A 24,105-nucleotide genomic window follows, 5' to 3' on the forward strand; every position below is an offset into this window, starting at 1 on the left:
CTTTTCGCCCCACAGAAAACCGTGGGTCTCCAAAAATTCCGCTTTCCCCAAATCGCTTGACTTTCCTTTTGCAGAACTGGTATTAAAAACAAATTCTTATGCGTACAGCCCGTCGGTGTTGGGCGCCTTTTCGAACCGCCAAGCCATAAAGGGGGAGGTCGCCGTGTCGCAATCCACTCCGGATGATATTCGCCTGCTCTTGGAGAATGCCGAGGTACAACACGCCACATCGCCGATCAGCGAATCGGTCAAGGAACGGTTGGCATACCGCCCACCGACTTGCGGGGTTTTTCAGAACGACTGGACCGGGGTCGAGCCGGCGCAAGCGTATCGTTTCGAGATCGATGTGCAAGCGCGTCGGGAACTGCCGGACATTATCGGCAATCCGGTGCAGCGCATCGTCCCGCCAGACCAGGCCGTTGAAGATGGGCGGAAGGCATTTCAACGGGCACGCCGCATCGGCATCGTTTTTTCCGGAGGGCCCGCCCCCGGTGGGCACAATGTGATTGCAGGGCTTTACGATGCCGCCAAGCGGGCCAACCCCGACAGTCGCATTTTCGGTTTTCTGGTGGGGCCCGACGGCATCATCGAAGGGGATTATGTGGAATTGGACGACGCCCTGGTGGATGCATACCGCAACCTGGGGGGCTTCACCATGATCAGAACCGGCCGCACCAAGATCGATACGCCCAAAAAGATGGCATTGGCCAAGGATACGATTTTGGGATTGGGTCTGGATGCCGTGGTGGTGGTGGGCGGTGACGATTCCAATACCAATGCCGCTTTTCTGGCCCAGGAGCTGTTTGAAAGCAAGGTTCAGATCATCGGGGTGCCCAAGACCATCGACGGCGACATCCAGGTGCGCGATGCCGACGGCAAGATATTGTGCGCCATGTCCTTCGGTTTTCACTCCGCGGCCCGTGCCTTTGCCCAGGCGATCAGCAACTTGAGCAACGACAGCAGCTCGGATATCAAGTATTGGCATATTTGCCGGGTCATGGGGCGCGTGGCCAGCCATTTGGCGCTGGAGGTGGCCTTGCAGACCCACGCCAACCTGACCTTCATCGGTGAGGATTTGGCCGATTACGTCGACCGGCAACGTTTGGAAAAGGCACGGCAGGCGGGTACCGTGGACTACACCGCCTACGGCATGACCTTGCGTCACCTGTCGCGGGTTATCTGCGATGCCATCGTCCAACGGGCGGCGGTGGGAAAAAACTATGGTATATTGGTGATACCCGAGGGGTTGTTGGAATTCATCAACGAAATCGAGGTGTTCATTGTCAAGCTGAACACGATCATCGCAAATTACAACTTCACCCACGACCGGGATTTCCATGCCAGTTTCCCCCTGCTCTCCCAGAAACTGGATTATTTAGGGCGTTTGGTGCGGGATCCGGCGCCGGGATTGGCACCCAACATCTGGAACGCGCGGGACGACGAACTTTTCAACGACCTGCCCGACTTTTTTCAGGAGGGCTTGTTGACCGAACGGGACAGCCACGGCAATTTTCAGTTCTCCCAGATTCCCACGGAAAAGTTGGTCTTGGATCTGGTCAAGGATTATTTGCGGATTTTGCGGGACCAGGGAAAATACAGGATCGGGATTACCCATGATTACTATCGGAAAATACTGCACCGCGCCGGCCTGGACCCCGATTATTACGGCCCGGTGTTGTTCGCAAACTACGACCAGCCCGGGCATTTGCTGCTCAAAGAGAACATTATTTCGTTGCGCACGCTGAAGAATGCCTTGGTGTCGGCCGATATTCTGGATGCGGAAGAGGCGGTGCCGGAAGCCATCGAAAAAATCTACAAGGCCTCCGTGCCCCAGTTCAAAACGCAAACCCATTTTTACGGGTATGACGGTCGGGGAACCGATCCCACCTGGTTCGACTGCACCTATACCTATAACTTGGGGTTGACGGTTTTCAGCCTGATTGCCAATGGTGCCACCGGCCAGATGGCCACCATACGCAATTTGGAGCATGGGTTCGACCAGTGGGAGCCGTTGGGCGTGCCCATCGCCCCTTTGATGCGGCTCGAAGAGCGCAAGGGGCGGCTGACGCTGGTACTGGAAAAGAGTCTGGTGGATATCAAATCGCCGGCCTTCAAAGTGGTAAAGGCCTTCCGCGAGCCGTGGCTGGCAGCCGTGCCCGGGGGCGATCAATTTCGAAGGCCGGGTCCCATCCTGCTCCAAAGCGACAAGGAGGAGGATCGGCCCATCACCCTGCGGCTCAACGCCATTGCGTGACAGCCGGCGGTGCAACGGGATGGCGGTTTTCAACGCACGAGTGTCGGAACCCGTTAAGGGACACGAAGGGCTGTGGTCGAAAGCGATTGTCGATAACAGGTGATTCTTGGTGTTTGAAGGAAAACGGCCGGGTATTGAACAGGAGCGTTGGTGATGCTCCGACGGATGGCACGATGAGCTTTACAGAAGCGATTTTCAGAGTGGTGGACGTTTCCGGTTGCCCTTTTTACCAGGAGGGCGATGAGTTCAAGATCACCGGCAATGCCTTGCTGCTGGAACATAACAAGGGCAGTAAGTTCATATCGACGGTGATTATCGACATGCCCCCCAAGCGGCGGGAGTGCCGCACCCTGATCACGGCGTTGACCCGAATCCTGGTGGAGCATGAGCGGGTGGACCGCATTCCGGACCGGGTGGTCTCCTGCGGCAAATGCCAAGGAGAGATCAAGCTGGAGCACAAAAAAGGCGTGGCAATCGCCCTGGTTGAGGACATCAAGCAGCACGGCACCGACGTGGCCACGATCGCCGCCATTCTCAGCAATTTTTCCATTTTCAAGACGTTGGATGAGAGGAGCTTGCGCGATTTTGTCTCTTTGTTGCGTCTGAAAAAGTACCGTCCGGGCGAGACCATCATCAGCAAAGGCGATCTGGGCAAGAATCTTTATATCATCCTTTCCGGAGTGGTCAATGTGATGGATCAGGACGGCATCAGTATCACCAAGCTGCGCAACGGAGAGGTGTTCGGCGAGATGAGCCTGATCAGCGGCGATCCCGTCGGCGCCACCATCAAGGTGGTCGAGCCGACCACGGTGCTGTTCATCAAGGGGCAGGATTTCCTGAAGGTACTCAATCGCTTCCCATCACTGCAAATGTATTTCGCCCGGCTGCTGTCAAGGCGTTTGGCCAGGTCCAATGTGATGATCTCTAAGGAGTTTTCATCGGGCATGACCGGTACGCTGTCGCAAATGCCGCCGGTGGAGCTGTTTCAAACACTCAATTACAATCAGAAAACCGGTACGTTGCGGCTCAATTTACCCAAGGGGCCCGCCACCATCTTGTTCCGCGGTGGTGCCGTCGTCGAGGCCGCTTACGGCCGCCAAATCGACAAGGAAGCTTTCTTCGGCATTTTGAGCGAAAAGCAGGGCCGCTTTCAATTCGTGCCCGGTCTGACGGAGCAGCAGATGGCCTTGCCGGAACTGGGCATGTTCATGGAATTGCTGATGGAAGGGCTGCGCAAGTTGGACGAAGCGGTCCAAGCATAAAAGTCCAGGCTTTCATTAAAGATTTGTACAAGACGGACCGATAAAGGGAATGATGCGGTATCCTTCAAAGGGTGCCGGGGGATGAATTGCGTTGCCGCCCCAAGGACGACGCATGCCGGCTGTTCGGCGTGGGGCGGAACATGGTTCCGCGCAAAACGCCCCGTTCGCCGCAAGGAAGGCGTGCGGTGACCGAGGGTAGGCGAACCCGAAAGCAACTTCGAACCGCCGCCACAGGATCCGGTGGGTTGCGTCGGATGTTTCAAGAGTGCGAATTGCCGGTGGCGGAGGTGTTGGGCGGACAAGATGATTCTGTTTTGCGAAGAGTGCGGCACCCGGCTCAATGTCGATCCATCCCGGATTCGGGATGGCGATTGCCGCGTTGAGTGCCATGTGTGTCACGAAGTGCTCACGGTGACCGGCGGTCGCAAACCCGGCGGCAAGACGGCCCAGGCCAATTTAATCAGCGGCGGCAATCCACCCCGGACGGCGGGCAAACCGTTGTCGATTCTGGTGGTGGACGATTCCAAAATGATTCGCAGGGTTTTACGCGAAATCATCGAATCGGACAGTCGCAAAAAGGTGGTGGGCGAGGCCGAGGATGGTCGTAAGGCTTTGGAATTGCTTGGTTCCTTGAAGCCCGATGTGGTGACCCTGGACATCAATATGCCGGTCATGGATGGATTGACGACCCTCAAGCACATCATGATTCAGCATCCCGTACCCACGGTGATGATCAGTGCCTTGACACAGGAAGGGGCCACGGAAACCTTCGAGTCCCTCAAGTATGGGGCCATCGATTTCCTACCCAAGCCATCCCGCGCCCGGGGGGGCGATCTGCAGGCGCAGCGCTTGGAGATCATTCGCAAGATCGAAATGGCGGCGGCTGTCCAGATGGAATCGGTCCGCTATCTGCGGCGCCCATCACAGGAAAAGGCGCCGTTGTCGGACCCCTCCTCGCCCTTTCGATCCCTGGTGGTTATGGGCGTGGCGGAGGGGGGATACGGCGCCCTGCTCAACGTCATCCCGCGTCTCAACCCCCGCTTGCCGGCGGCCTATGTGGCGGTGATGCACCAGCCGGCACAACACCTGGACGGTTTTGCCCGCTACTTGGACCAATGCAGCCGATTGACCATCGAGCGCGCGGCGGACGGGGTGGCGATCCACCCGGGAAGATGCTATTTGGCGGCGGCCGGCGAACCCTTGACCTTTATACGGGAGGTCGGGCAGATTCGATTCAAGCGGTACCACGAGGCGAATTGCCGGCCGGACGGCGCCATCGACCGAGTTATGGGCGACGCGGCCCGTTTGATGGGCACCAACACCACCGGTATCATTTTAACCGGTGCCGGCGATGACGGTTTGGCGGGCTTGGGGACTGTGATCGGCGGCGGTGGGACCGTTTTCATTCAAGATCCCGGCAGCTGCCTGTTCAAGGAAACACCCATGAAGGCTGCCGATCAATACGATATGGCCAACCTGGTGAGCGACAAACGGATGGCCGGCGCCATCAACGCCCATTTGACGGCCCTTGGCAATGGGGGTTAGTGCCCGTTCGGCAATGGACCGGCAGCGGCCCGTTGTTGCGCGGCGACGGACGAGGAGAGCGATGCATGAACGAGTTGAATGAAATCCCGGTCATTTCCGATGAGGATCTGCTCGATATGGATGACGGGGCTTTCGCGGTCCAGGAAGAGCAGGACATGGTGCAGATGGTGGGCTTTTTCCTCGCCGAAGCACTTTTCGGGACGGACATCCTGGCGGTTCAAGAGATTTTAAAGGAGGTCGCCATTACCACCGTTCCGGACACACCCGATTTCATCGGTGGCGTGATCAACCTGCGGGGGCGTATCGTGCCGGTCTTTGATTTGCGGCGCCGCCTGGACTTGGCGGCCTCCGCCGGTGAGGGGGCGGAGGCATGGACCCTCATCCTGAATATCGGCGGACGGGTCACTGGGTTTCTCGTGGATCGTGTCACCCGCGTACTGAAAGTGCCGGCCGCCGCCATCGAGCCGCCGGCCGATACCATCCCCGGGGAGGTGAAGCGGGAATACGTCGCCGGGTTGGCGCCGGTGGCCGATCAGACCATGGTCATTCTCGACTTCAACCGGGTTTTGGCTGTGGACGAAATCAAGCGTTTGGCGGAACAGAAGCGGCAACAGGGGTAACCAAAGACAGAATACCGTTGACCGCCGTGGACCTGCGGCAATCATCCAGCAGGAATTATCAAAATGGGAAAAAGCATTTTAATCGTCGACGATTCTTCCATCATGCGCAAAATGATCCGGCAGACACTGATGGATGAAAACCATATCGTGGCCGGTGAAGCCAAGAGCGGCAAGGAGGCGATCGAACTGTACATCGTCCTTAAGCCCGATGTCGTCACCATGGACATCACCATGCGCGAAATGGATGGTTTCGAAGCGGCTCGCGAGATTCGCGCCATCGATCCGGAGGCACACATCATTTTCTTATCCAACCTGGATGAAGACAAATACAGCGAGGATGTCAAACGGCTTGGCGCCTTGGGATACGTCAACAAACACAATGCCCGGGCCATCATCGAGCTGATCGGGAAACTGTAAAGGAGAACGGCATGGCCGACCAGTCCCTGTTGCAGGATTTCATTGAAGAGACCGGCGAGCATCTGGAGGGCGCGGAGCGCAACCTGTTGCGTTTGGAACAGGAGCCGGGCAACGGGCAGGTGCTCAACGAGGTGTTTCGAGCGATTCACACCATCAAGGGATCTGCGGAATATTTGGGGTTGGTGCGGATTTCGGAGCTGACGCATCGGCTGGAGAGTTTTCTGGACCTGCTGCGGCGCGGAGAACGGGTGCTGGACGGCGCGGGGATCGATCTGCTGATCGGCGCCAATGATCGGTTGGGTCGTTTGGTGGACGATTTGACGCGCCATCATGCCGAGCGGACCGGCATCGACGATTTGGTGGCACGCATCGACGGTTTTTGCGGCGCTGAGGTGCCGGTGACGGCCGAGCAGGGCGCCGGTGACACGGAAGGTGAGGTGGACAGCGACCCATTCGGGGACGAGTACGATGAGGAGTTGTTCGGTATCTTCGCCGATCAGCTCAAGGAGGGCTTGTCGGCCCTGGTGGCCGAAAGCGGTTCGCTGGCCGCTGCGTCTGCGCCGGCGGAGGTACTGGGTCGTTACGCGGACCGGTTGCAGACGCTGCGGGCGTCGGCCAATTACATGGGGTACGACAAGCTTCGGCAGGTGTATGATCAGTGGGCCGGTGCGCTGACGGCGACCGAAGAGCGGTTGTCCGCGGGCCGATCGGTGGATTGGCCGGCTTTTGAACAGGAAGTGACCCGGCACTACATGGATCGTGTGCGCGGGATGTTCGCCAAGGTGCCGGCCCTGGCCGCCCTGGACGTGATCCCGCCGGCTGCGGCAGCGCCGGCCACCGATGCCGATGGATCGGAGGGGGCTGCCTCTGATCTTTGGGCCTTGGACGATATTGGATTGGAATTGGCGCCGGCGGATGCGCAGGCCGTTGGGGAGGATGACGCCGCGGCCGGCCCAGAACTGGCCTTGTTTTCCGACGGAGCCTTGCTCGAGGAGGACACCGAGCCGACGCCGGAAGACAGCGGGGGGATCGGGTTGGACCAAACGAATGGTTTGGACCGGTCCCTGTTGCAGGATTTCATTGAAGAGACCGGCGAGCATCTGGAGGGCGCGGAGCGCAACCTGTTGCGTTTGGAACAGGAGCCGGGCAACGGGCAGGTGCTCAACGAGGTGTTTCGAGCGATTCACACCATCAAGGGATCTGCGGAATATTTGGGGTTGGTGCGGATTTCGGAGCTGACGCATCGGCTGGAGAGTTTTCTGGACCTGCTGCGGCGCGGAGAACGGGTGCTGGACGGCGCGGGGATCGATCTGCTGATCGGCGCCAATGATCGGTTGGGTCGTTTGGTGGACGATTTGACGCGCCATCATGCCGAGCGGACCGGCATCGACGATTTGGTGGCACGCATCGACGGTTTTTGCGGCGCTGAGGTGCCGGTGACGGCCGAGCAGGGCGCCGGTGACACGGAAGGTGAGGTGGACAGCGACCCATTCGGGGACGAGTACGATGAGGAGTTGTTCGGTATCTTCGCCGATCAGCTCAAGGAGGGCTTGTCGGCCCTGGTGGCCGAAAGCGGTTCGCTGGCCGCTGCGTCTGCGCCGGCGGAGGTACTGGGTCGTTACGCGGACCGGTTGCAGACGCTGCGGGCGTCGGCCAATTACATGGGGTACGACAAGCTTCGGCAGGTGTATGATCAGTGGGCCGGTGCGCTGACGGCGACCGAAGAGCGGTTGTCCGCGGGCCGATCGGTGGATTGGCCGGCTTTTGAACAGGAAGTGACCCGGCACTACATGGATCGTGTGCGCGGGATGTTCGCCAAGGTGCCGGCCCTGGCCGCCCTGGACGTGATCCCGCCGGCCGAGGAAGCGCCGGCTACCGCAGCGCCGTCCGATGCCGGGACGGCTGACACCGGTACGGAAGACACCCCGCTGGTGGACGGCATTTTTTCGGAGGAGCGTGCGGCTTCGGAGGAGCGTGCGGCCGAAGCCACGGAAGTGTCGGCGGACGGCGGGTTGCTCAACGATTTTATCGAAGAGGCCACCGAGCATCTGGAGGCCGTAGAGGGCAACCTGTTGGGGCTGGCCCACCAGTCCGATCCTCGCGAGAGCCTCAATGATCTGTTTCGAGCGGTTCACACCATAAAAGGTGCATCGGAGTATCTGGGCATGGCCCGCATCGCCGATTTGGCCCACAAGCTGGAAAGCCTGCTGGACCTTTTGCGGCGCGGGGAGCGAACCATCGATGCCGCCGTCGGCGATCTGTTGATGGCCGGCCATGACCGGATGGGGGCATTGGTCGGCGATTTGATGCACCATGGCCAAGAACAGTCACCCATTGATGATCTGGTGGCGGGTATCGACAGTTGGTTGGCATCAACGCCGGTGGAAGCCCCTCCCTGCGAACCGCCGGCGGTCGCAGCACAGAGCGAGGTGTTCACCGAGCCACTCCCGGAAGCCCCTTCCGCGGTATCGCCACCGGAGCAAGCGGCTGTCTACGAGGAACCCCATGACGCGCCGTTGTTCGCCATATTCATGGCACAGCTCAACGAAGGTCTATCCGCCATGGCGGGTGCCACCGCGCAATGGGGCGCGGGAGCATCCGCAGGGCCGGTCATTGCTCTATCCCGGGAATGGCTTGCTCGGCTGCGCGCCGCCGCCAACTATATGGGGTATGATGACCTCATGGCGATTTATGATGCGTGGCACGAGGATCTGCAGAATTGGGAGCAGGGGGTTCCCGGGGCCGTGTCGCAGTCGGCAATGGCGGACTGGGACCGCCTGACACACTCCCGCGCGGCGCAGGTTCGCGCTTATTTCAGCGCTTCGCCCGAAACCGCTGCGTCGCCGGAGGTGTTGGAAGCACCCGGTACGGTTGTTACGGAAGTCGACGATGCAATCCAGGCGGCGTCGGTGCAAACGCCTGCACCCGAATCGTTGCCGTCACTGGAAGCCGAGGAACCGCCGGCGACACTGGCCCCCTTTGCGGTGGAAGACCCGGGCGATGAAGAACAGGCGTTGCTGGCACTGCTGGAAAACGCTTTCGATGCCAAGATCGCCGTGGACGACAACGAGGATGGGGATCGTTTGGCCGATATGGATGTGGCCAAGGAGTTGTTGTCCGAGGTGGAGGGGGTGTCGGACCATTTGCCACCGGTTGCGCGGTCGTTTGCCGCGACACCGCCACAGGCCGATCGCACCCCATCCGATGGAATCGACCTGGAATCGCTTCTGTTTTCCGATGGCCAAGGCAGCCGGATTCCGCGCAAACCCTTGACCCCCATGCCATTGGCCGAAATGCTGGGCACCGCCGAGATGGCCGCCTCATCTTCGCTGGAAGGGGACCGCCCCACCGGCGGTTACATGGCGGGGCGCCGCCGCAGCGATCGGTTGCATGATCGACTGGCCAGACAGAGCATTCGGGTGGATGCCGCCAAGATCGACACATTGATGAACCAGGTGGGGGAGTTGGTCGTCAACAGGGCCGGTTTCAACCAGCTTTTCATGGAGATGCGTGAGATGCAGCTGGATCTCAAGCAGTCCAAAAGGTTGAACAACGCTGAGTTGAAAATCATCCAATCGCTGACCAATCGCGTCAACGAGGCCACGGTCGCCCTGGGGCGTGTCACATCGGAGCTGCAGGAAAATGTCATGAAGGTGCGCATGTTGCCCATTGCACAGTTGTTCAGCAGATATCCGCGATTGGTGCACGACCTGGTGCGCAACACGGACAAAAAGGTGTCTTTGGAGATTCAAGGTGAAGAGACCGAGCTGGACCGCATGGTGATCGAACAGATTGCCGATCCGTTGGTGCATTTGATTCGCAATGCCGTCGACCATGGTATCGAACCGGTGTCCGAACGGACGCGCAAAGGCAAGCCGGAAACCGGTACACTGCGTCTGGAGGCGTATTACGAGGGCAACTACGTTGTGCTGGAGGCCGGTGACGACGGGCGCGGCATCGATGCCGAACAGATCAAGGCGCGTGCCTTGACCAAAGGATTCGTCTCTTCCGCCGAGTTGGCGGAGATGAGTGACGATCAGGTTCGCGCCCTGATCATGCAACCGGGCTTCTCCACCGCCGATGCGGTGACCCACACCTCGGGTCGCGGGGTCGGTATGGATGTGGTCAAGGACAATATCGAAAAACTCAACGGCACCATCGAAATCATCAGCACCCCCGGCCACAGCACAGTGTTCCGGGTCCGCATCCCCTTGACCCTGGCCATCATTCAGGCCCTGCTGGTCCGGGTGGCCGGGTCGACCTTCACCATCCCGCTGTCCGCCGTGGATGAGACGCTGCGCATCCACCAGAACGAAATCTCGACCCTGGAAGGCATGGAGATCTACTATTTACGGGAAACCACGCTGCCGCTGATCCGCGTCGCCCGGGTGTTTAAAATGGCCGAAACGGCTGCGGATACCCGGGAACTGTTCGTCGTGGTGGTCAATGTCGGTTCGCGACAGGTGGGGCTGGTGGTGGATGAGTTGCGTGGACGTCAGGAGGTGGTGATCAAGCCGCTTGAGGACTATTTGCAGGAGCGAAGTGGTTTTTCGGGCGCCACCATTTTGGGCGACGGCAGTATTTCCCTGATTTTGGATGTGGCGGAAGTGATCCATCTGGCCATCGCCCAACATACCCGTAGAACGAAAGCGGTTGCCTTATGATGAACTCCGTGAAGCGAACGGTCGAAGAAGAGCGCTCCGGCGGATTCGCCGGCACCCTGCGCAATATCCAATTGACCGATATCATACAGATGTGCTGCCTGGCTGGTGCCAGTCTCTGCATTCGTGTGCGTCAGGAGGATGAACAGGGCACCATATATGTGCGTGATGGGGAGTTGGTTCATGCCGAATACGGTTCGGTCACCGGCGTGGATGCCTTTTTCACCATTCTTGGATGGCAAAGCGGTCGGTTTGAAACCTTGGATGCCCCCTGGCAGAGCAGCGCCACGATCAAGGAACCTTATCAATTTTTACTGATGGAGGCCGCGCGACGGGCCGATGAGAAAGCGCAGGTTGACCGGACCGTTGACGCCCAAGCGGCGACGGCCGACGCAAAAGCCCCGATCCGGGTCCTGATTGTGGACGATTCGGCCATCATGTCCAAGATTTTGGGCAGCATGTTGGAAGCCGACGCCGGCATTCAGGTGGTGGGCAATGCCAAGAACGGGGAAGAGGCCTTGGCCATGATGAAGCGACTCGAACCCGATCTGATCACCATGGATGTCAACATGCCGGTGATGGACGGCAGCACGGCGTTGAAACATATCATGATCGAAAGCCCCTGCCCGGTCCTGATCATGAGCAACCTGGCCTCCTCGTCCTACGCCACGATTCTATCGTTCCTGAACCTCGGAGCGGTGGATTTTATGAGCAAGCCGGTGAAGAACCGCAACATCCTGCTCCAGCAACAACGCATCGTCGAAAGGGTCCATCTGGCCGTGGACACTCGGGTGGACCGGTTTCGGCGGTTGCGTATGCCGCGGTTGCGCCCCGAGGAGAAGATCCGTGTGGATGATACGGTGCCCGGCGACACCTTGCTGGTGACCCTTTCAGGGGTGGGCGGGTACTTGGAAATGGTCAACACCCTCACCTCCCTGCCGCGCCAGGCGCGGGCCGTCGTGGTTTCGTTGCAATCGGTTCCCCCTCAATTCGCGCCGACTTTGTCCGAATACCTCGACGCGCGCTCCCCGTACGATGTCAAGGTGTTGGCCGCCGGTTCGCCGCTGTGCGCCGGGCGTTGCTATGTGGGCACCACCGGGCAGGGATGGACGGTGCGGGATTTAGGCGGTCGCAGGATGTTGCAACCGCTTCTGGGCCCCCGACCGGAAGGCGATCATGACACCACCTTGGATCTCTTTTTGAGCAAGGCGGCCGAGATCTATGGACGGCGGACCGTCGTGTGCCTGCTGTCCGGCGGACCACCGGACGCCCTTGCAGGCCTGCGGGCGGTTCGTGATGCCGGGGGAAGGGTGTTGTCGCCCAAAGTCGAAAAGGCGATTTTGCCGGCCACAATGGCGCCGGCGATGGCCCACGATCTGATCACGGAGCTGTTCGACCCCAAGGATCTGGCCCACGTGCTGTCGCGCCATTGTACTTGAAGGGACGGCGTTCAATCCAAACAGAGAGTCTGATGCCATGCAAGAAGCGATCAAAGTTTTAGTTGTCGACGATGCCCTGTTCATGCGCAAGGCCATCACCGAGATCCTGCAATCGGATCCCGGCCTGAATGTGGTCGGCACCGCCCGTGACGGCCTCGACGGCCTGGAAAAGATCAAGGCCCTTGCACCCCATGTGATCACCCTGGACATCGATATGCCACGGATGGACGGATTGGAAGCCATCCGCCACATCATGATCGAATCGCCCGTGCCGGTGGTGGTGCTCAGCTCCCTTTTTAGCGACGGCGCGGTGACTTTCGAAGCGCTGCGCCTGGGGGTGGTCGATTTCGTGCCCAAGCCATCGGGCGGTATGTCCGATGATATGGACAAGGCCCGCCGCCAGATCATCGACCGCGTCAAGATCGCCAGCGGCGTCAATTTCGATAACATTCGCCGGGTGCGCATGCAGACCCAGCCGGACGGTTCGGCGTGGGATGAAAGCAACCCGCCGCCCGTCGCCCGGAACCTGGTGGCCTTGGGCACCAGTTTGACCGGCCCCAACACCGTCATCCGCCTGTTGACCCGTTTGGCACCCACCTTGCCGGCCGCCGTTGTGGTGGTCCAGGAAATCGCACCCCAAATATTGCCGGCCTTTGCCAAGCAGTTCGACCAGCACGTACCCTGGTGCATCGAACCTGCGGAGGATGGTCGTGTTTTGCGTCAGGGCTGTTGTTACATCGGTTCCAATCGCAGCGCTTTGCGCATCGGGAAAAACGAAGAGGGAATACCCTGCATACGTTTGGGAACCGCGGTGGATCGGCCTCTGGACCAGTTTTTCAGCTCGGCGGCCGATGTGTTCGCCCAACATGCCATCGGTGTTTTGTTGACCGGCATCGGCGACGACGGTGCGGTCGGCTTCGCCCATATCCGCTCGCGGGGCGGCCACACCATCGCCCAGGATGCCAGTTGCTGCGTCTACCCCAACTTGACCGAACACGCCATTGCCCAAGGCACGGTCAATACCATAGTGGACGAAGTCCAATTGCCCGGCACCATTGAAACCTGTTTGTCCTAACCCGATTTTCAAGGGGGAGCTGTCCATGATTGTCGTGTGCCCCAATTGCCAAACCCAATACGACCTGGAAGACCGACTCGTTCAGGAGCCTCGGTTCATTGCCCGCTGTACCAAATGCCGGCATCTTTTCTCCGCTTATCGCCCGGTGCGGGTCGAAGAGATTCGTTTTCTGGATCTGGCGGCCACCAAGCGGCGGACAGACATGGCCAACATCGTGGCGGTCAGCAATCAAAAGGGGGGCGTGGCCAAAACCTCCACCTGCCTCAACCTCGGGTTCTCTCTGGCACGCGAGGGCAAAAGGGTGCTGTTGGTCGATTTCGATGTTCAGGCCAACCTGACCATCTCCCTGGGGTACAAAGAGACCGTCTCCTTTTACGAAGTGCTCAGCGGTGGCGCCGAGAGTCTGGAAGAGTCCCTGGTGCAAACAAAGTACCAGAATTTATGGCTTTTTCCTTCAAATAAGAACATGGTCCTGCTCAACAAGAAGTATTTCGGCGCCCCCAACTTCGAATTCGTTCTCAAGGATCGGTTGTTGCCCATCAAGGAGCGGTTCGACTACATCGTCATCGATACGCCGCCTTCCATTGAGTTTCTGACCCTCAATGCGCTGACCACCGCCCATCAGGTGGTGATTCCCAGCCAGTGCGACTACCTGTCCACCCACGGCATCGACCAGATTTTGAAGTTGATCGGACTGATCAAGGCCAAAACCAATCCGGCCATCACCGCCAAGGTGTTGATCACCATGTTCGAGAAAGAGAACACGGCTTCCAAGATGATCTGTGCCAAACTCAACCGGATGTATGCGGACAGGACCTTCGAGACGATCATTGAACTGGATCCGCGTGTCCGGGAGGCCCAGATTATGGGTGCCCCGGTGTTGGCGTACAACGCTCAGAGCAAGGCCGGTTTGCAATATGGGCAACTGGCAAAGGAGATGATCAGGGCGTCCGATCCGTCACAGGAAGCGGCCCGACCCATTGCGCGATGAAAAAAAGATCCGGCTACAGCCTGCAGCGTACCATGATCATCTATTTTTTGTTGATCGGCTTTGCCGCCGCCATGGTCGGCGTGGAGTTCCTGGTCGATTTCCATCGCGGTGCGCTCAAAACCGAGATTTGGGACAACATCCGGCTTTATGGCCTGGAAGAGCAGCACCAGGAGGCCATCTTCGCCCCCATCGACCGCATGCGCAGCAAAGCATTGCTGATGGTGGTGATCATTCTGATGGTCAGCCTGATCGTGCTGATCATGTTCATCAAGTACATCACCGAACCATTGCAGCACATGATCGATTTGGCCCGTAAAATTTCCGGGGGCGATTTGAGCCGGACCATCCGCATCCATTCCGACAACGAGTTGGCGGAACTGGGCGGGGTCATCAATGAAATGGCCAGTAATCTGCAAGAGATCATTCTGTTGTCCCAGGGGACCTGTGCCAACGGGCGGGAACTGACCCGCCAGGCCCGGCAAGAACTGACCATGGCATCGGCGCAAGAGGATCGTTTGCGGCGACTCACCGAGTTGATCGACCGGCTGGAGCAGGAATTGGCCTTGCTGGAGGAAGTGATCACCTATTTTCGATTTTACAGCGTGGAGGGCCGGCATGCCGCTGGATAGTTGGTCGGCCTTTCCCGTGGGCATTCTCATTGCCACGGTCTCCTCCACCGTGGGCATCGGCGGCGGCATCTTCTGGATGCCGTTTCTGATGTTGGTGCTGCACATCAGCCCGGGCACTGCGGTGCTCACCAGTCTGCTCATCCAAACCGCCGGCATGGGTTCGGGCACCATCGCCTACTGGCGGAAAAGCAGCATCGATGGCCGACTGGTGCTGCTGCTGCTGGTTTTCACGCTGCCCGGTATCGCGGTCGGCGCCTGGTTGACAAGAAACATGTCGCCGCCCCACATCCAGTTGTTGCTCGGCCTGCTCACCCTGGTCACGGCCCTGGTGTTCGTGTCGGTGCATCAAGCTTATGACGATAGCGGGAAAGCACGGGCCGAGCCGAAACGCGCCGTGCGTTACGGCTGGGCGGTGTCCGGCATGGCGGTGGCCAGCGGCATGCTCAGTGTGAGTATCGGAGAATGGATCGTGCCCTTGATGCGCCACAAGCTGGGGATGCGCATGGCCGTGGCCGTCGCCACCAGTATCGCCACGATCTTGGGAACGTGCATTATCGGGGTTGGCTTTCACTTCGCCATGGGAGCGCGGGTGGATGGCGCCCTGCTGATGTGGGCGGTGCCCGGGGTGTTGATCGGCGGCCAGATCGGACCCAAAATCGCGTTACGGATCAATGAACGGGTGTTGAAGGAGATCTTTATCTTTTTACTGACCCTGATCGGCATCCATCTGATCTACAACTCTTATTGATGTTGCCACCATGGATGATGACGGTAAACCGACATTGAAGGAGACCCCGTTGTACGAACGGGAAACGGGCAACCGCTTTGTACGCTCGGGCTTGCTTTCGTTTTTGTCGATCGTGGTGATATGGGAATTGTTGGCGCGGGCCAGCGGTTGGAGCGTGCATGTTTTTCCGGACCCTTGGGCGGTCATCCTCAGCTTCATCGAGTTGTTGCGCGACGGCACGCTGGTGCGGCACACGGTCGCCAGCCTTTACCGGGTGACCGTCGGCTTCTATTTGGCGGTGCTGCTCGGCGTGCCTTTGGGGATTTGTCTCGGGCGCAATCTCACCGCTCGTTCGTTTCTCAATCCGGTGATCCATTTTCTGCGCCCGATTTCGCCCCTGGCGTGGATCCCACTGGCCATGCTCTGGTTCGGCATCGGCGATCCACCCGCTATTTTTCTGATTTTCCTTGCCAGCTTTTTTCCCATGGTGGTGGGCACCACCATCGCGGTGCAAAACATCAATCCCACCTTTTTCCAGGTGGCCGCCAACTTCCGTTTCAGTCGCCGGGAAACTTTGACGCGGCTGATTTTGCCCGCCATTATGCCCGAGGTGATCACCGCGCTACGCATGACGGTGACCATTGCCTGGCTGGTGGTGGTGGCCGCCGAAATGATCGCCGTGCAGTCCGGTTTGGGTTATCTGATTCTGGACGCCCGCAATGCCTTGCGAATGGATTTTGTGATGAACGGGATGATCGTCATCGGTTTGATCGGCTTGATGTTGGACGGCATCATGAAACGCCTGGGCCAAGTTGAGTCTTCCCAATGGGGGCGCCACGAAAGGTGACGGGGATGGTATGAGCCATATCCAAATCGATAATCTGACCAAGATCTATGTGGGACGCCGCACCCAACCGCGCACCATGCACGACCCCGAGGAGCATTCCGGTGACAACGTGCTGGTGCTCAACAATATCAACCTGGCCTTTGAAGAGGGCGAAATGGTTTGCATCCTGGGGCCTTCGGGTTGCGGTAAATCCACCTTGTTGCGCATCATTGCCGGCTTCGAAGCGCCTACCTACGGCACCGTGAAGGTGGGCGGGAGAAAAGTGCGCGGCCCTTCGGATCAATCGATCTTCGTTTTTCAACACAGCGGCCTCTATCCGTGGATGACGGTCTACGAGAACGTGGGGCTGGGACTGCGTCATATCGACGATGAGGAAGACAAACATTCCCGGATCCAGGAACATGTGGAGATGGTCGAATTGGAAGGGTTCGAACACTACTACCCTCACCAACTGTCCGGCGGCATGCAGCGACGGGCTGAGTTGGCCAGGGCCATCGCGGTCAATCCCGACCTGTTGATCATGGACGAACCGTTCAGCGGCCTGGACTTTCTGACCCACATGAAGATGCGTGAAGAGGTGGTCAACATGCACGAATTCTTACGCAAGACCACCCTGGTCGTGACCCATGACATCGATGACGCATTGATCATGGGGGACCGCATCGTGGTGCTCAGCGGCCGGCCATCGGCCATCAAGCTGGTGCATGTGCTTGATTTTCCGCGTCCGCGGAACTTTGAAAAAGACCCCGGATTAAGTCGTCTGCGCAGCGAAATCTTCCTGATGCTGGGAGTGCCGTATGCCGTTTAAAGGCCTTTCCATGCTGTCTCGTCTCAAAAAATCCCATCCCTGGCGGGTTTTCTGGATGGCCGTTGCCTGGGCCGTGGCGATCAGTGCCGCCCATTACGCCTTCAACACCGATCATGAGCAGCGGCCCACCGTTCGGATGGGGTACATGCCGGTCATCACCAATTTGGCCGCCCCCCTTTTGGACGCCGCCAGTGGCCCACAGACCGCCCCGGTGCGCTTTCGCGCGGTCAAGTTCTCCTCATTCGCCGAGATGGCCGAAGCATTGCGCGGCGGGAACATTCAAGCCGCCTTCATCATCGCCCCCCTGTCCATCGTGCTGCACCAGCAGGGGGCCGATGTGCGGGTGGTTTACATCGGCAACCGACATGAAAGCACCTTCGTGGTCCGCAAGGATTTGGCGGTGCGCACCCTCAATGACCTGGACGGTCGCAGTGTTGCCGTGCCGATGCGTTTTTCGGGCCATCACCTGGCCCTGTTGCGGATGATGCGCGATGCGGGAACCGCACCCGGGTTGCGCATTGTTGAGATGAACCCGCCCGACATGGCTTCCGCGCTGGCCGCCGGCGCCCTGGATGGCTACCTTGTGGGTGAACCGTTCGCCGCCCAAAGCATGAAGAGCGGCGACGGTGAGGTCCTGACCTATTTGGAGGATGTTTGGCCCGGCTTTATATGCAACCTGCTGCTGGTGAACCAGCGGTTCATCGACACACAGCCTGATCTGGTGCAAGCATTGGTGCAGGGGGCGGTGCGTTCCGGTTTGTGGGCCCGGGACCATTTGCAGGAGGCCGCCGGAATCGCCGCCCGTTACTGGGGACAACCTTTAGAGCTGGTTGAATTCGCTTTGACCACCCCTGCCGACCGTGTCGTGTTCGATCAATATCGGCCGCGGCAGGAGGAGATGCAAGAATTGGCCGATCTGATGACGGCCTTCGGCCTAGCGGGCAGTGCGCGGATCGAAGGGTTGGTGGAGGACCGTTTCGCCCGCGAGGTCGACCTTTCCGGTATCCGTCAGTTGCAGGATATTCTGATGCCTTAGGGCTCGCGAAACAATAAAGTCGCATTAATGCTTCAGCGTCTTGATCTCCTCTTGCAAAGAGGCCAATTCGGCCTTGAGGGCGGCGACTTGTGAACTGAGGCGGGCTTCAACGGCATTCACCGCATCTTGGAATTGCCGGTGCTCCAGGATGGCGTGCACATCGAGGGACGCTTTTTCTCCCGTCGCCGCGCCATCGGCCGCCGACGCGGCGACGCGCCGCTGCTCCACCTGCTCTTTGAGTTTTTTAAAGGCGATGATCTCTTTGCTCACCAATTGCCGCCGCCGGGATTCGTCCATCTGCGGGTTGTTCACCAGGGACTCGAGGCTGGCGAAAACCGACATCACCCGCTTGATGGCGTCCTGATGGGCTTGTGCTTTGCGTTTGCGAATATAGCCGCCCAGGGCGCGCAGCATGCGCAGCAGGGCGTGGGTCACCGGTTCCTTTTCATAATAGGGCAGCAGAGATTCGACTTCGCTTTTCAGATCGTTGAGACATGCATCGGTGATTTCCCAATCGATGGAGAGAACCGCCGATTTCAGTTTTTCCATTGATGGGCGCACCTCGGCAGTTGGTTCCGGATCGTCCTCGTCTCCGAAGAAGTCGTCCAAACGGTTTTCAATATCGTTCACCAGTTGGTCTTTCGCTGATTTGTCCAATGCCGACCTCCTATCCAAGGTGCTCTTGAATCGAAACGATCGTTGTGGATATGGCCTTTTTGGCAGTAGCAATCACATTGACCCCATTTACGGCGCTGGCTTCATAGAAGGGCGCTTGCAATCGGGCATTCAAGTCCTGCTGCAGGGTATCCACATCGAGTATATCAATACCGTTTTCCGCCAGGTCTCGCTTGTTGTATTGCAAGATGATCGGGAACCGATCATACAGGTCGATATCGTAGAAGGCCAGGTTTTCCTCGAGGTTTTTCAGGGCCACGATGTTCTTCTCGCGCATGGCGACCATCGAGTCGGCGACGAAGACCACGCCGTCCACCCCTTTGAGGACAAGCTTGCGGGTTGCGTTGTATTTTACCTGGCCCGGTACGGTGTAAAGCTGGGTCTTGATCTGATAACCCTGGATCTGGCCCAGTTCGAAGGGTAGGAAATCGAAGAACAGCGTCCGATCCCCCTGGGTTTTGATGCTGACCATGTCCGATTCGATGCGGTGCCGGATTTTGCTGAAGAGGTATTCCAGATTGGTGGTTTTGCCGCCTCGACCCGGTCCGACGTAAACGATCTTGATCTGCACTTCCTTTTTGCGAATATTAACAACCGCCACGCGGCCATCCTTGCGTTAGGGTTATGCGTCTTTCGCGAAGACACCACCGATGGGTGGCCGGGGGGTTACACTTGCCGGGTGGTTTCGAATATCTTACCCAGCTTGGTGATGGATTCGTCGACCTTCAGGCGCAGATACCCCAGGGAAACGTCGTTGCCGAAGATGGTTACCAGCAGGAAATCATCCATGACCTTGCTGAAGTGGATGTTTTCGCTCTTGCCCTTGTGGAACAGCAAGGCGAAGTCGTCCTCTCCGATGATGGCCGCCATGGCGCAAACCGCACCGAAATTGCCGGCGGCCAGGGCCGCCAGGGAATAGACGTCATGCCCGACTTGTCCGTTATCCAAATTGGCGATGATGTTGCCGGCCATGTCAATGAGAATCACGCACTTCAAGCCCAGGTCCATCAGGTCCTTTTGCAGGACCTCTTCGATGCCCTCCAACTGTTCTTGGTCAAGTATATAAGACAATGATCTTCCTCCTTTAGGAATGAATTGAATAACCTGTGTCGAGCCTAATCCTTTGCGTGCGGTGGCGCCAATCATTGCCTTCGGAGGGAGCGTATGCCCCTGAAAGGCTAGAATACGCTTTTAGTTCAGGCAAGTATAATGAAATGCGGCAATGGTGTCAAACAAAAACAAGGATTCGGCTTCGAATAGTGGACCAGGGGTGGGATGCGATGGTGTGTTGCCTGCCGATCTTTCGAAACCCAGCGACCGGACCAAGGGCGAAGGGCATGGCGATGCCTGTCGCAGGTCATTCAAGCGCCGCACCGACCATCTCAAGGAGCTGATGAGGCTTGCTTTTTTACTCAACTGTGCGATATGGATATAAAAAACCAGCAAACGCCCGGGAGGGCAAGGAGACGCGCCATGACCCATCCCGCTGAATCGATCGAGAAGCAGACCCTAATCACGCGCCTGGCGGTTTCCATTTACAAAATGGATGCAGAGCACTTGGCTCAACTTCTGGAGACGCTCCAGCCCCAAGAAGGGGCGGACGCCGGAAACCCGGAAAGCCGGGTGCCGCAACCCGCCGGCGGTGACAGTCCGCAGTTGCGGCGGCAGATGACCATCGCCAGGATCTTTGTTTTGCTGCAACAGATGGACAAGGCCACCTTGCTGCAGCGTTTGGGCAACATGGACGGTCCCCAATTCAATTGGGTGCGCCAATTTCCGCGTATTCCGTGTTATCTGCTGGTGGATTTTGCGACAGGGGGGCGGGCTTATCGCAGCACGATCCGGGACATCAGTGCCAACGGCGTCTTTATCGAGACCTCCCAGCCGTTCGAGAAGGGCCAGGAGGTGGCCCTTTGCTTCACGTTCTCGGAAGCCGGTGAAACCTTGCCTTTCAAAATCAAGGGGTACGTCTCACGTGTGTATGCCGATGGTATCGGCGTCCATTACGCGCAAATGACCCACTACCGACGGGACATCCTCAATACTTTGATTCACAAGATTTGCTGATAACGAAACGTGCCGCGGCCCACCGGGGCTGCGGCCTTCCTTTCATTCGCCACTCGACGTTATTCAAGGTTGTTTTTAATGTATTCGGCGATGCGGTCGCGGTCCGCGATGTTCAGGGTGTCGAAACGGATGCCGATCAGTGCTGCGGAACTTGCCGTACCGCCGGCTTTGCGCCCCTGCCATACGATCTTGCCGCTTAAATTGGACAGCAGCGCGTCGGGGAACTCCAGATTGAGTTTAGCGAGACGTCCTTTCAAATCGGGAAGTGCTTCGTCGTCGGTGGTATTCAGCTGAACACAGATGCCGCCGATGGAGATGTCTACCGCCATGCCATCGTGGTACCAGCTGCGGGTGTCCGCACGGTTGGGAGGGGAGGCGATATCCACCCGGGCGGGCAGTCGGCAGCGCGTGGCGCGGCGCACCGTCTGCCAGGAACGCTCGCAATGGGCGGACGGATCGGCCTTGTATAGCGCCTCCAGTAGGGTTTGGACCCGTTGATGAACGGCGCAGATGGCGGTCAGGGCCGTTTTGGGAATTTTTACCAACTCGACCTGGGAGACGGCCAGGATCTCATTGGCATTCTCCGTCGGTTGATCCAAGGGAAACACTTCACCGAAAATGTCGTTGGTGCCCAGCAGGGTCGGCTCCACCTCGACCCCGGTCCTTCGGGCTTCGCTTTGACACTCCGGCGACGGCATTTCGGCAACGGTGCCGTCCACCACGAAAAAGAGCGCATCCGCCGGCTGATCCGCTTGGACGATGCGGCGTCCCGGCGCAAACCGTTTGCGCACCAACCGCTGCATCAAAGCCACCAGTTCGGGGTAATCCAGGCCGGCCCAAAAACGTTGCAAGGGGGTGTGACGCCCGCCGGTGGCTTGCAGTTGCCCGTGGAAAGTCCGCCCTTGTTGGTGGTTCGGTTTGGTCAGTCGCCACTGCAAGATTTTGGCGACGATGGCCTGCAGGTTCATGCCGTGATCGATGAACAGATCCACCGTCCGTTGATAGGATTGAGCCGCTTCTCGCGCTCGTCCCAAACGGTTCAATAGATCCGCGTACCTGCGGTGCAAAAAAGGATCATCCGGGTAGATCTCCAGTATTTCGGCGAACTCATCCGGTGACTCGATGGCCAGCCGGCCGTCGAGAATACGTTGCATCACACTGAACTGATGCTCGTCGGGAGCGTTGATGGCGATTTTCATGGGCTGCGCCGCTTTCGGGTCACGGGTCGGTTCAATCCACCGCCGGCACCACGAAACCGCTGTGTTCCAGGGCGTGTTTGATCGACTGCGTGTTGCAGGGTGCCAGACGGAAATAGTAAGTGCGCTGGTCGGTTTTTTGGGTGGTCATGCCCACATTGATGATATCACCGCCCTGATCCTGGATGATTTGAATGGCTTTGTTCAATCCGGCCGGATCTTCGCCGGTGATGACATCCAACCGGGCGCAATTGAACAAGATACCCATCATATCGATGAAGGTGCGCAACAGATCCGATTCGGTGATGATGCCCACCAACCGCTGACCTTGCACCACCGGCAGGCCGCCGATTTTGTGTTTGTAAATCAACCGGGCGGCCGTTTCCACATCCTCTTCGGGAGAAACGGTGATGGGATGTTTGATCATCATGTCGGCCAGGGTGAAATCACTGATCATGGAAGGAATCAGTGCCTGCTTGAGATCGGCCAGGGTCAGGAGGCCTTGTAGATGCTGCTGATCGTCCACTACCGGTAGATGACGAATTCCGTTGACCTTCATCAGTTCAAGGGCTTCCTGCACCGTTTGGCGGGTACTTACGGTGATGGGCGCGGGCACCATCAAGGATCGAATTTTCATGGACCGGTCCTTTCCGTTGAAGGGCACACCTGTCTGTCAATCATATGTATTCATAACATCCGGGTTGAATGTCGAACAACAAGTTTTTGAAGGGCGTTCAGCAGTCTCACTTGGCGGCGACGGGTTCGTAGAGGCACAGCGGCTCTTCCGCCATGAAATCGCCCACCGCCTCGTAGGCCCTGGCACGACAGCCGCCGCAGACTTTGCGGAACGCGCACAGGCCGCATTTCCCCTTGAGCAGGTTGGGGTCGCGCAGGGTTTGGAAGTGCTCGGCGTTGCGCCAGATGTCTGCGAAATCCGCTTTGGTGACATCGCCGCAAGGCAAGTCAAGAAAGCCGCACGGTTGTACGATCCCCCGGTGGGAGACGAAACAGAAACCGCTGCCGGCCAGGCAGCCCCGGGTGACGGCATCCAAGCCGTGGGTCTGAAAGGTGACCGACTTTCCTTCTTCCTTGGCGCGTTGGCGCAGAATGCGGTGGTAGTGGGGGGCACAGGTGGCCTTGAGTTGCAGCGCAGTGCGGTCGCGTTGATCGTAGAACCAGTTGAGGGTTCGCTCATATTCCCGAGCATCGATGGCTTGGTCCACGATGTATTTGCCGCGGCCGGTGGGCACCAGCAGAAAAATATGGTGTGCCACCGCACCAAGCTGTTCGGCCAGGGCAAGGATCTTTGGGATTTGATCCAGGTTGGTTTTGGTGATAGTGGTGTTGATTTGAAATTCGATGCCGGCCGCCTTGGCATGGGTGATGCCGCGCAGGGCGCCGTCGAAGGCGCCGCTGACGCCGCGAAAGCGGTCGTGGCTTTCGGCCGTGGCGCCGTCCAGGCTGATGCTGATGCGCTTGATCCCGGATGCGGCCATTTTGGCGGCGATGTCGGGGGTGATCAAAGTGCCGTTGGGCGCCATCACCATGCGCAAACCCAACTGCGTGCCGTAGGCCGCGATGTCGAAGATATCTTCCCGCAGCAGCGGTTCGCCGCCGGTGAGAATGATAATGGGTTGCCCCACCCGGGCGATTTGGGACAGCAGGCGATGGGCCGCCGCGGTATCCAGCTCGCCGCTGTACGGGCCGCAAGTGGCCGAGGCGCGGCAGTGCACGCAGGACAAGTTGCAGTTGCGCGTGGTTTCCCAGGCGACCAGACGCAGCGGGGGAATGCCGTCGCCGGCATCGGTCGGATGCGTGTTTGCGGAGTGTGGATGTGGCATGGTAACGCTTCCTGT

The 24,105-nt window shown here is 58.7% G+C and carries 21 protein-coding genes; 15 read left to right on the plus strand and 6 right to left on the minus strand.

Annotated features, from left to right (window positions below; genetic code table 11):
* Nucleotides 1–163 precede the first annotated feature (163 nt).
* The 14 genes from MRX98_RS05330 to MRX98_RS05395 all read left to right on the plus strand — a co-directional run bounded on the left by MRX98_RS05330 (nt 164) and on the right by MRX98_RS05395 (nt 18,311).
* On the plus strand, nt 164–2,254 hold the full coding sequence (locus MRX98_RS05330; RefSeq protein WP_246903700.1) for a 6-phosphofructokinase: 2,091 nt from the start codon (nt 164–166) through the stop codon (nt 2,252–2,254).
* Between the two features lie 173 nt (nt 2,255–2,427).
* Complete coding sequence (locus tag MRX98_RS05335; protein WP_246903701.1) at nt 2,428–3,516, plus strand: DUF4388 domain-containing protein; 1,089 nt, start codon at nt 2,428–2,430, stop codon at nt 3,514–3,516.
* A 303-nt stretch (nt 3,517–3,819) separates the two neighbouring features.
* On the plus strand, nt 3,820–5,061 hold the full coding sequence (locus MRX98_RS05340) for a chemotaxis protein CheB (RefSeq protein WP_246903702.1): 1,242 nt from the start codon (nt 3,820–3,822) through the stop codon (nt 5,059–5,061).
* 65 nt (nt 5,062–5,126) lie between these two features.
* Nucleotides 5,127–5,681 carry a chemotaxis protein CheW gene (locus tag MRX98_RS05345; RefSeq protein ID WP_246903704.1) on the plus strand — a complete coding sequence of 185 codons (555 nt, stop codon included), beginning with the start codon at nt 5,127–5,129 and terminating at the stop codon, nt 5,679–5,681.
* Nucleotides 5,682–5,744: 63 nt separating this feature from the next.
* A complete protein-coding gene (locus MRX98_RS05350) occupies nt 5,745–6,098 on the plus strand; it encodes a response regulator (protein ID WP_246903706.1) in 354 nt (117 codons plus the stop codon).
* Nucleotides 6,099–6,109: 11 nt separating this feature from the next.
* Nucleotides 6,110–10,762, plus strand: a complete 4,653-nt coding sequence (locus tag MRX98_RS05355; protein WP_246903708.1) for a chemotaxis protein CheA — start codon at nt 6,110–6,112, stop codon at nt 10,760–10,762.
* On the plus strand, nt 10,759–12,198 hold the full coding sequence (locus MRX98_RS05360) for a response regulator (RefSeq protein WP_246903710.1): 1,440 nt from the start codon (nt 10,759–10,761) through the stop codon (nt 12,196–12,198). Before MRX98_RS05355 ends, MRX98_RS05360 begins: the two co-directional genes overlap by 4 nt.
* A gap of 37 nt (nt 12,199–12,235) precedes the next feature.
* Entirely contained in the window at nt 12,236–13,273 is a 1,038-nt protein-coding gene (locus MRX98_RS05365) for a chemotaxis protein CheB (protein ID WP_246903711.1), read from the plus strand.
* 25 nt (nt 13,274–13,298) lie between these two features.
* Entirely contained in the window at nt 13,299–14,264 is a 966-nt protein-coding gene (locus MRX98_RS05370) for an AAA family ATPase (protein ID WP_246903712.1), read from the plus strand.
* The gene (locus MRX98_RS05375; RefSeq protein WP_246903713.1) at nt 14,261–14,893 is read left to right on the plus strand and encodes a HAMP domain-containing protein; all 633 of its coding nucleotides are present in this window, start codon (nt 14,261–14,263) and stop codon (nt 14,891–14,893) included. Before MRX98_RS05370 ends, MRX98_RS05375 begins: the two co-directional genes overlap by 4 nt.
* Nucleotides 14,880–15,641 carry a sulfite exporter TauE/SafE family protein gene (locus tag MRX98_RS05380; protein ID WP_246903715.1) on the plus strand — a complete coding sequence of 254 codons (762 nt, stop codon included), beginning with the start codon at nt 14,880–14,882 and terminating at the stop codon, nt 15,639–15,641. Before MRX98_RS05375 ends, MRX98_RS05380 begins: the two co-directional genes overlap by 14 nt.
* A gap of 10 nt (nt 15,642–15,651) precedes the next feature.
* Nucleotides 15,652–16,467: an ABC transporter permease gene (locus MRX98_RS05385; RefSeq protein WP_246903717.1), complete on the plus strand. Its 816-nt coding sequence runs from the start codon at nt 15,652–15,654 to the stop codon at nt 16,465–16,467.
* 10 nt (nt 16,468–16,477) lie between these two features.
* Nucleotides 16,478–17,275, plus strand: coding sequence for an ABC transporter ATP-binding protein (locus MRX98_RS05390; RefSeq protein ID WP_246903719.1), 798 nt, complete (start codon nt 16,478–16,480; stop codon nt 17,273–17,275).
* Nucleotides 17,265–18,311: an ABC transporter substrate-binding protein gene (locus tag MRX98_RS05395; protein ID WP_246903721.1), complete on the plus strand. Its 1,047-nt coding sequence runs from the start codon at nt 17,265–17,267 to the stop codon at nt 18,309–18,311. The genes MRX98_RS05390 and MRX98_RS05395 overlap by 11 nt, the downstream gene beginning before the upstream one ends.
* 24 nt (nt 18,312–18,335) lie before the next feature.
* Here MRX98_RS05395 and MRX98_RS05400 read toward each other — a convergent pair whose 3' ends face one another.
* The 3 genes from MRX98_RS05400 to MRX98_RS05410 form a co-directional block, all read right to left on the minus strand.
* Nucleotides 18,336–18,968 carry a hypothetical protein gene (locus tag MRX98_RS05400; RefSeq protein ID WP_246903723.1) on the minus strand — a complete coding sequence of 211 codons (633 nt, stop codon included), beginning with the start codon at nt 18,966–18,968 and terminating at the stop codon, nt 18,336–18,338.
* 10 nt (nt 18,969–18,978) lie between these two features.
* Nucleotides 18,979–19,587: a GTP-binding protein gene (locus MRX98_RS05405; protein ID WP_246903725.1), complete on the minus strand. Its 609-nt coding sequence runs from the start codon at nt 19,585–19,587 to the stop codon at nt 18,979–18,981.
* A gap of 65 nt (nt 19,588–19,652) precedes the next feature.
* Complete coding sequence (locus MRX98_RS05410) at nt 19,653–20,057, minus strand: roadblock/LC7 domain-containing protein (protein WP_246903727.1); 405 nt, start codon at nt 20,055–20,057, stop codon at nt 19,653–19,655.
* 402 nt (nt 20,058–20,459) lie between these two features.
* Between MRX98_RS05410 and MRX98_RS05415 the strand changes: the two genes are divergently transcribed.
* The gene (locus tag MRX98_RS05415) at nt 20,460–21,053 is read left to right on the plus strand and encodes a PilZ domain-containing protein (protein WP_246903729.1); all 594 of its coding nucleotides are present in this window, start codon (nt 20,460–20,462) and stop codon (nt 21,051–21,053) included.
* Between the two features lie 59 nt (nt 21,054–21,112).
* Here the strand turns inward: MRX98_RS05415 and MRX98_RS05420 are convergent, their stop codons facing one another.
* The 3 genes from MRX98_RS05420 to ahbD form a co-directional block, all read right to left on the minus strand.
* The gene (locus tag MRX98_RS05420) at nt 21,113–22,252 is read right to left on the minus strand and encodes a PilZ domain-containing protein (protein WP_246903731.1); all 1,140 of its coding nucleotides are present in this window, start codon (nt 22,250–22,252) and stop codon (nt 21,113–21,115) included.
* A gap of 31 nt (nt 22,253–22,283) precedes the next feature.
* Complete coding sequence (locus tag MRX98_RS05425; protein WP_246903733.1) at nt 22,284–22,886, minus strand: CBS domain-containing protein; 603 nt, start codon at nt 22,884–22,886, stop codon at nt 22,284–22,286.
* A 106-nt stretch (nt 22,887–22,992) separates the two neighbouring features.
* On the minus strand, nt 22,993–24,090 hold the full coding sequence (ahbD, locus tag MRX98_RS05430; protein WP_246903735.1) for a heme b synthase: 1,098 nt from the start codon (nt 24,088–24,090) through the stop codon (nt 22,993–22,995).
* Nucleotides 24,091–24,105: the final 15 nt, after the last annotated feature.

The sequence above is a fragment of the Desulfatitalea alkaliphila genome (genome assembly GCF_022968795.1).
GTDB lineage: Bacteria > Desulfobacterota > Desulfobacteria > Desulfobacterales > Desulfosarcinaceae > Desulfatitalea > Desulfatitalea alkaliphila.

What these genes read in the sequence shown, in the direction of transcription:
- MRX98_RS05380 (WP_246903715.1), top strand. Translation starts at nt 14,880, where the DNA reads ATGCCGCTGGATAGTTGGTCGGCCTTTCCCGTGGGCATTCTCATTGCC.
- MRX98_RS05370 (WP_246903712.1), top strand. Translation starts at nt 13,299, where the DNA reads ATGATTGTCGTGTGCCCCAATTGCCAAACCCAATACGACCTGGAAGAC.
- MRX98_RS05350 (WP_246903706.1), top strand. Translation starts at nt 5,745, where the DNA reads ATGGGAAAAAGCATTTTAATCGTCGACGATTCTTCCATCATGCGCAAA.
- MRX98_RS05335 (WP_246903701.1), top strand. Translation starts at nt 2,428, where the DNA reads ATGAGCTTTACAGAAGCGATTTTCAGAGTGGTGGACGTTTCCGGTTGC.
- MRX98_RS05340 (WP_246903702.1), top strand. Translation starts at nt 3,820, where the DNA reads ATGATTCTGTTTTGCGAAGAGTGCGGCACCCGGCTCAATGTCGATCCA.
- MRX98_RS05390 (WP_246903719.1), top strand. Translation starts at nt 16,478, where the DNA reads ATGAGCCATATCCAAATCGATAATCTGACCAAGATCTATGTGGGACGC.
- MRX98_RS05360 (WP_246903710.1), top strand. Translation starts at nt 10,759, where the DNA reads ATGATGAACTCCGTGAAGCGAACGGTCGAAGAAGAGCGCTCCGGCGGA.
- MRX98_RS05395 (WP_246903721.1), top strand. Translation starts at nt 17,265, where the DNA reads ATGCCGTTTAAAGGCCTTTCCATGCTGTCTCGTCTCAAAAAATCCCAT.
- MRX98_RS05415 (WP_246903729.1), top strand. Translation starts at nt 20,460, where the DNA reads ATGACCCATCCCGCTGAATCGATCGAGAAGCAGACCCTAATCACGCGC.
- MRX98_RS05385 (WP_246903717.1), top strand. Translation starts at nt 15,652, where the DNA reads ATGGATGATGACGGTAAACCGACATTGAAGGAGACCCCGTTGTACGAA.
- ahbD (WP_246903735.1), bottom strand. Translation starts at nt 24,090, where the DNA reads ATGCCACATCCACACTCCGCAAACACGCATCCGACCGATGCCGGCGAC.
- MRX98_RS05365 (WP_246903711.1), top strand. Translation starts at nt 12,236, where the DNA reads ATGCAAGAAGCGATCAAAGTTTTAGTTGTCGACGATGCCCTGTTCATG.
- MRX98_RS05375 (WP_246903713.1), top strand. Translation starts at nt 14,261, where the DNA reads ATGAAAAAAAGATCCGGCTACAGCCTGCAGCGTACCATGATCATCTAT.
- MRX98_RS05425 (WP_246903733.1), bottom strand. Translation starts at nt 22,886, where the DNA reads ATGAAAATTCGATCCTTGATGGTGCCCGCGCCCATCACCGTAAGTACC.
- MRX98_RS05420 (WP_246903731.1), bottom strand. Translation starts at nt 22,252, where the DNA reads ATGAAAATCGCCATCAACGCTCCCGACGAGCATCAGTTCAGTGTGATG.
- MRX98_RS05355 (WP_246903708.1), top strand. Translation starts at nt 6,110, where the DNA reads ATGGCCGACCAGTCCCTGTTGCAGGATTTCATTGAAGAGACCGGCGAG.
- MRX98_RS05345 (WP_246903704.1), top strand. Translation starts at nt 5,127, where the DNA reads ATGAACGAGTTGAATGAAATCCCGGTCATTTCCGATGAGGATCTGCTC.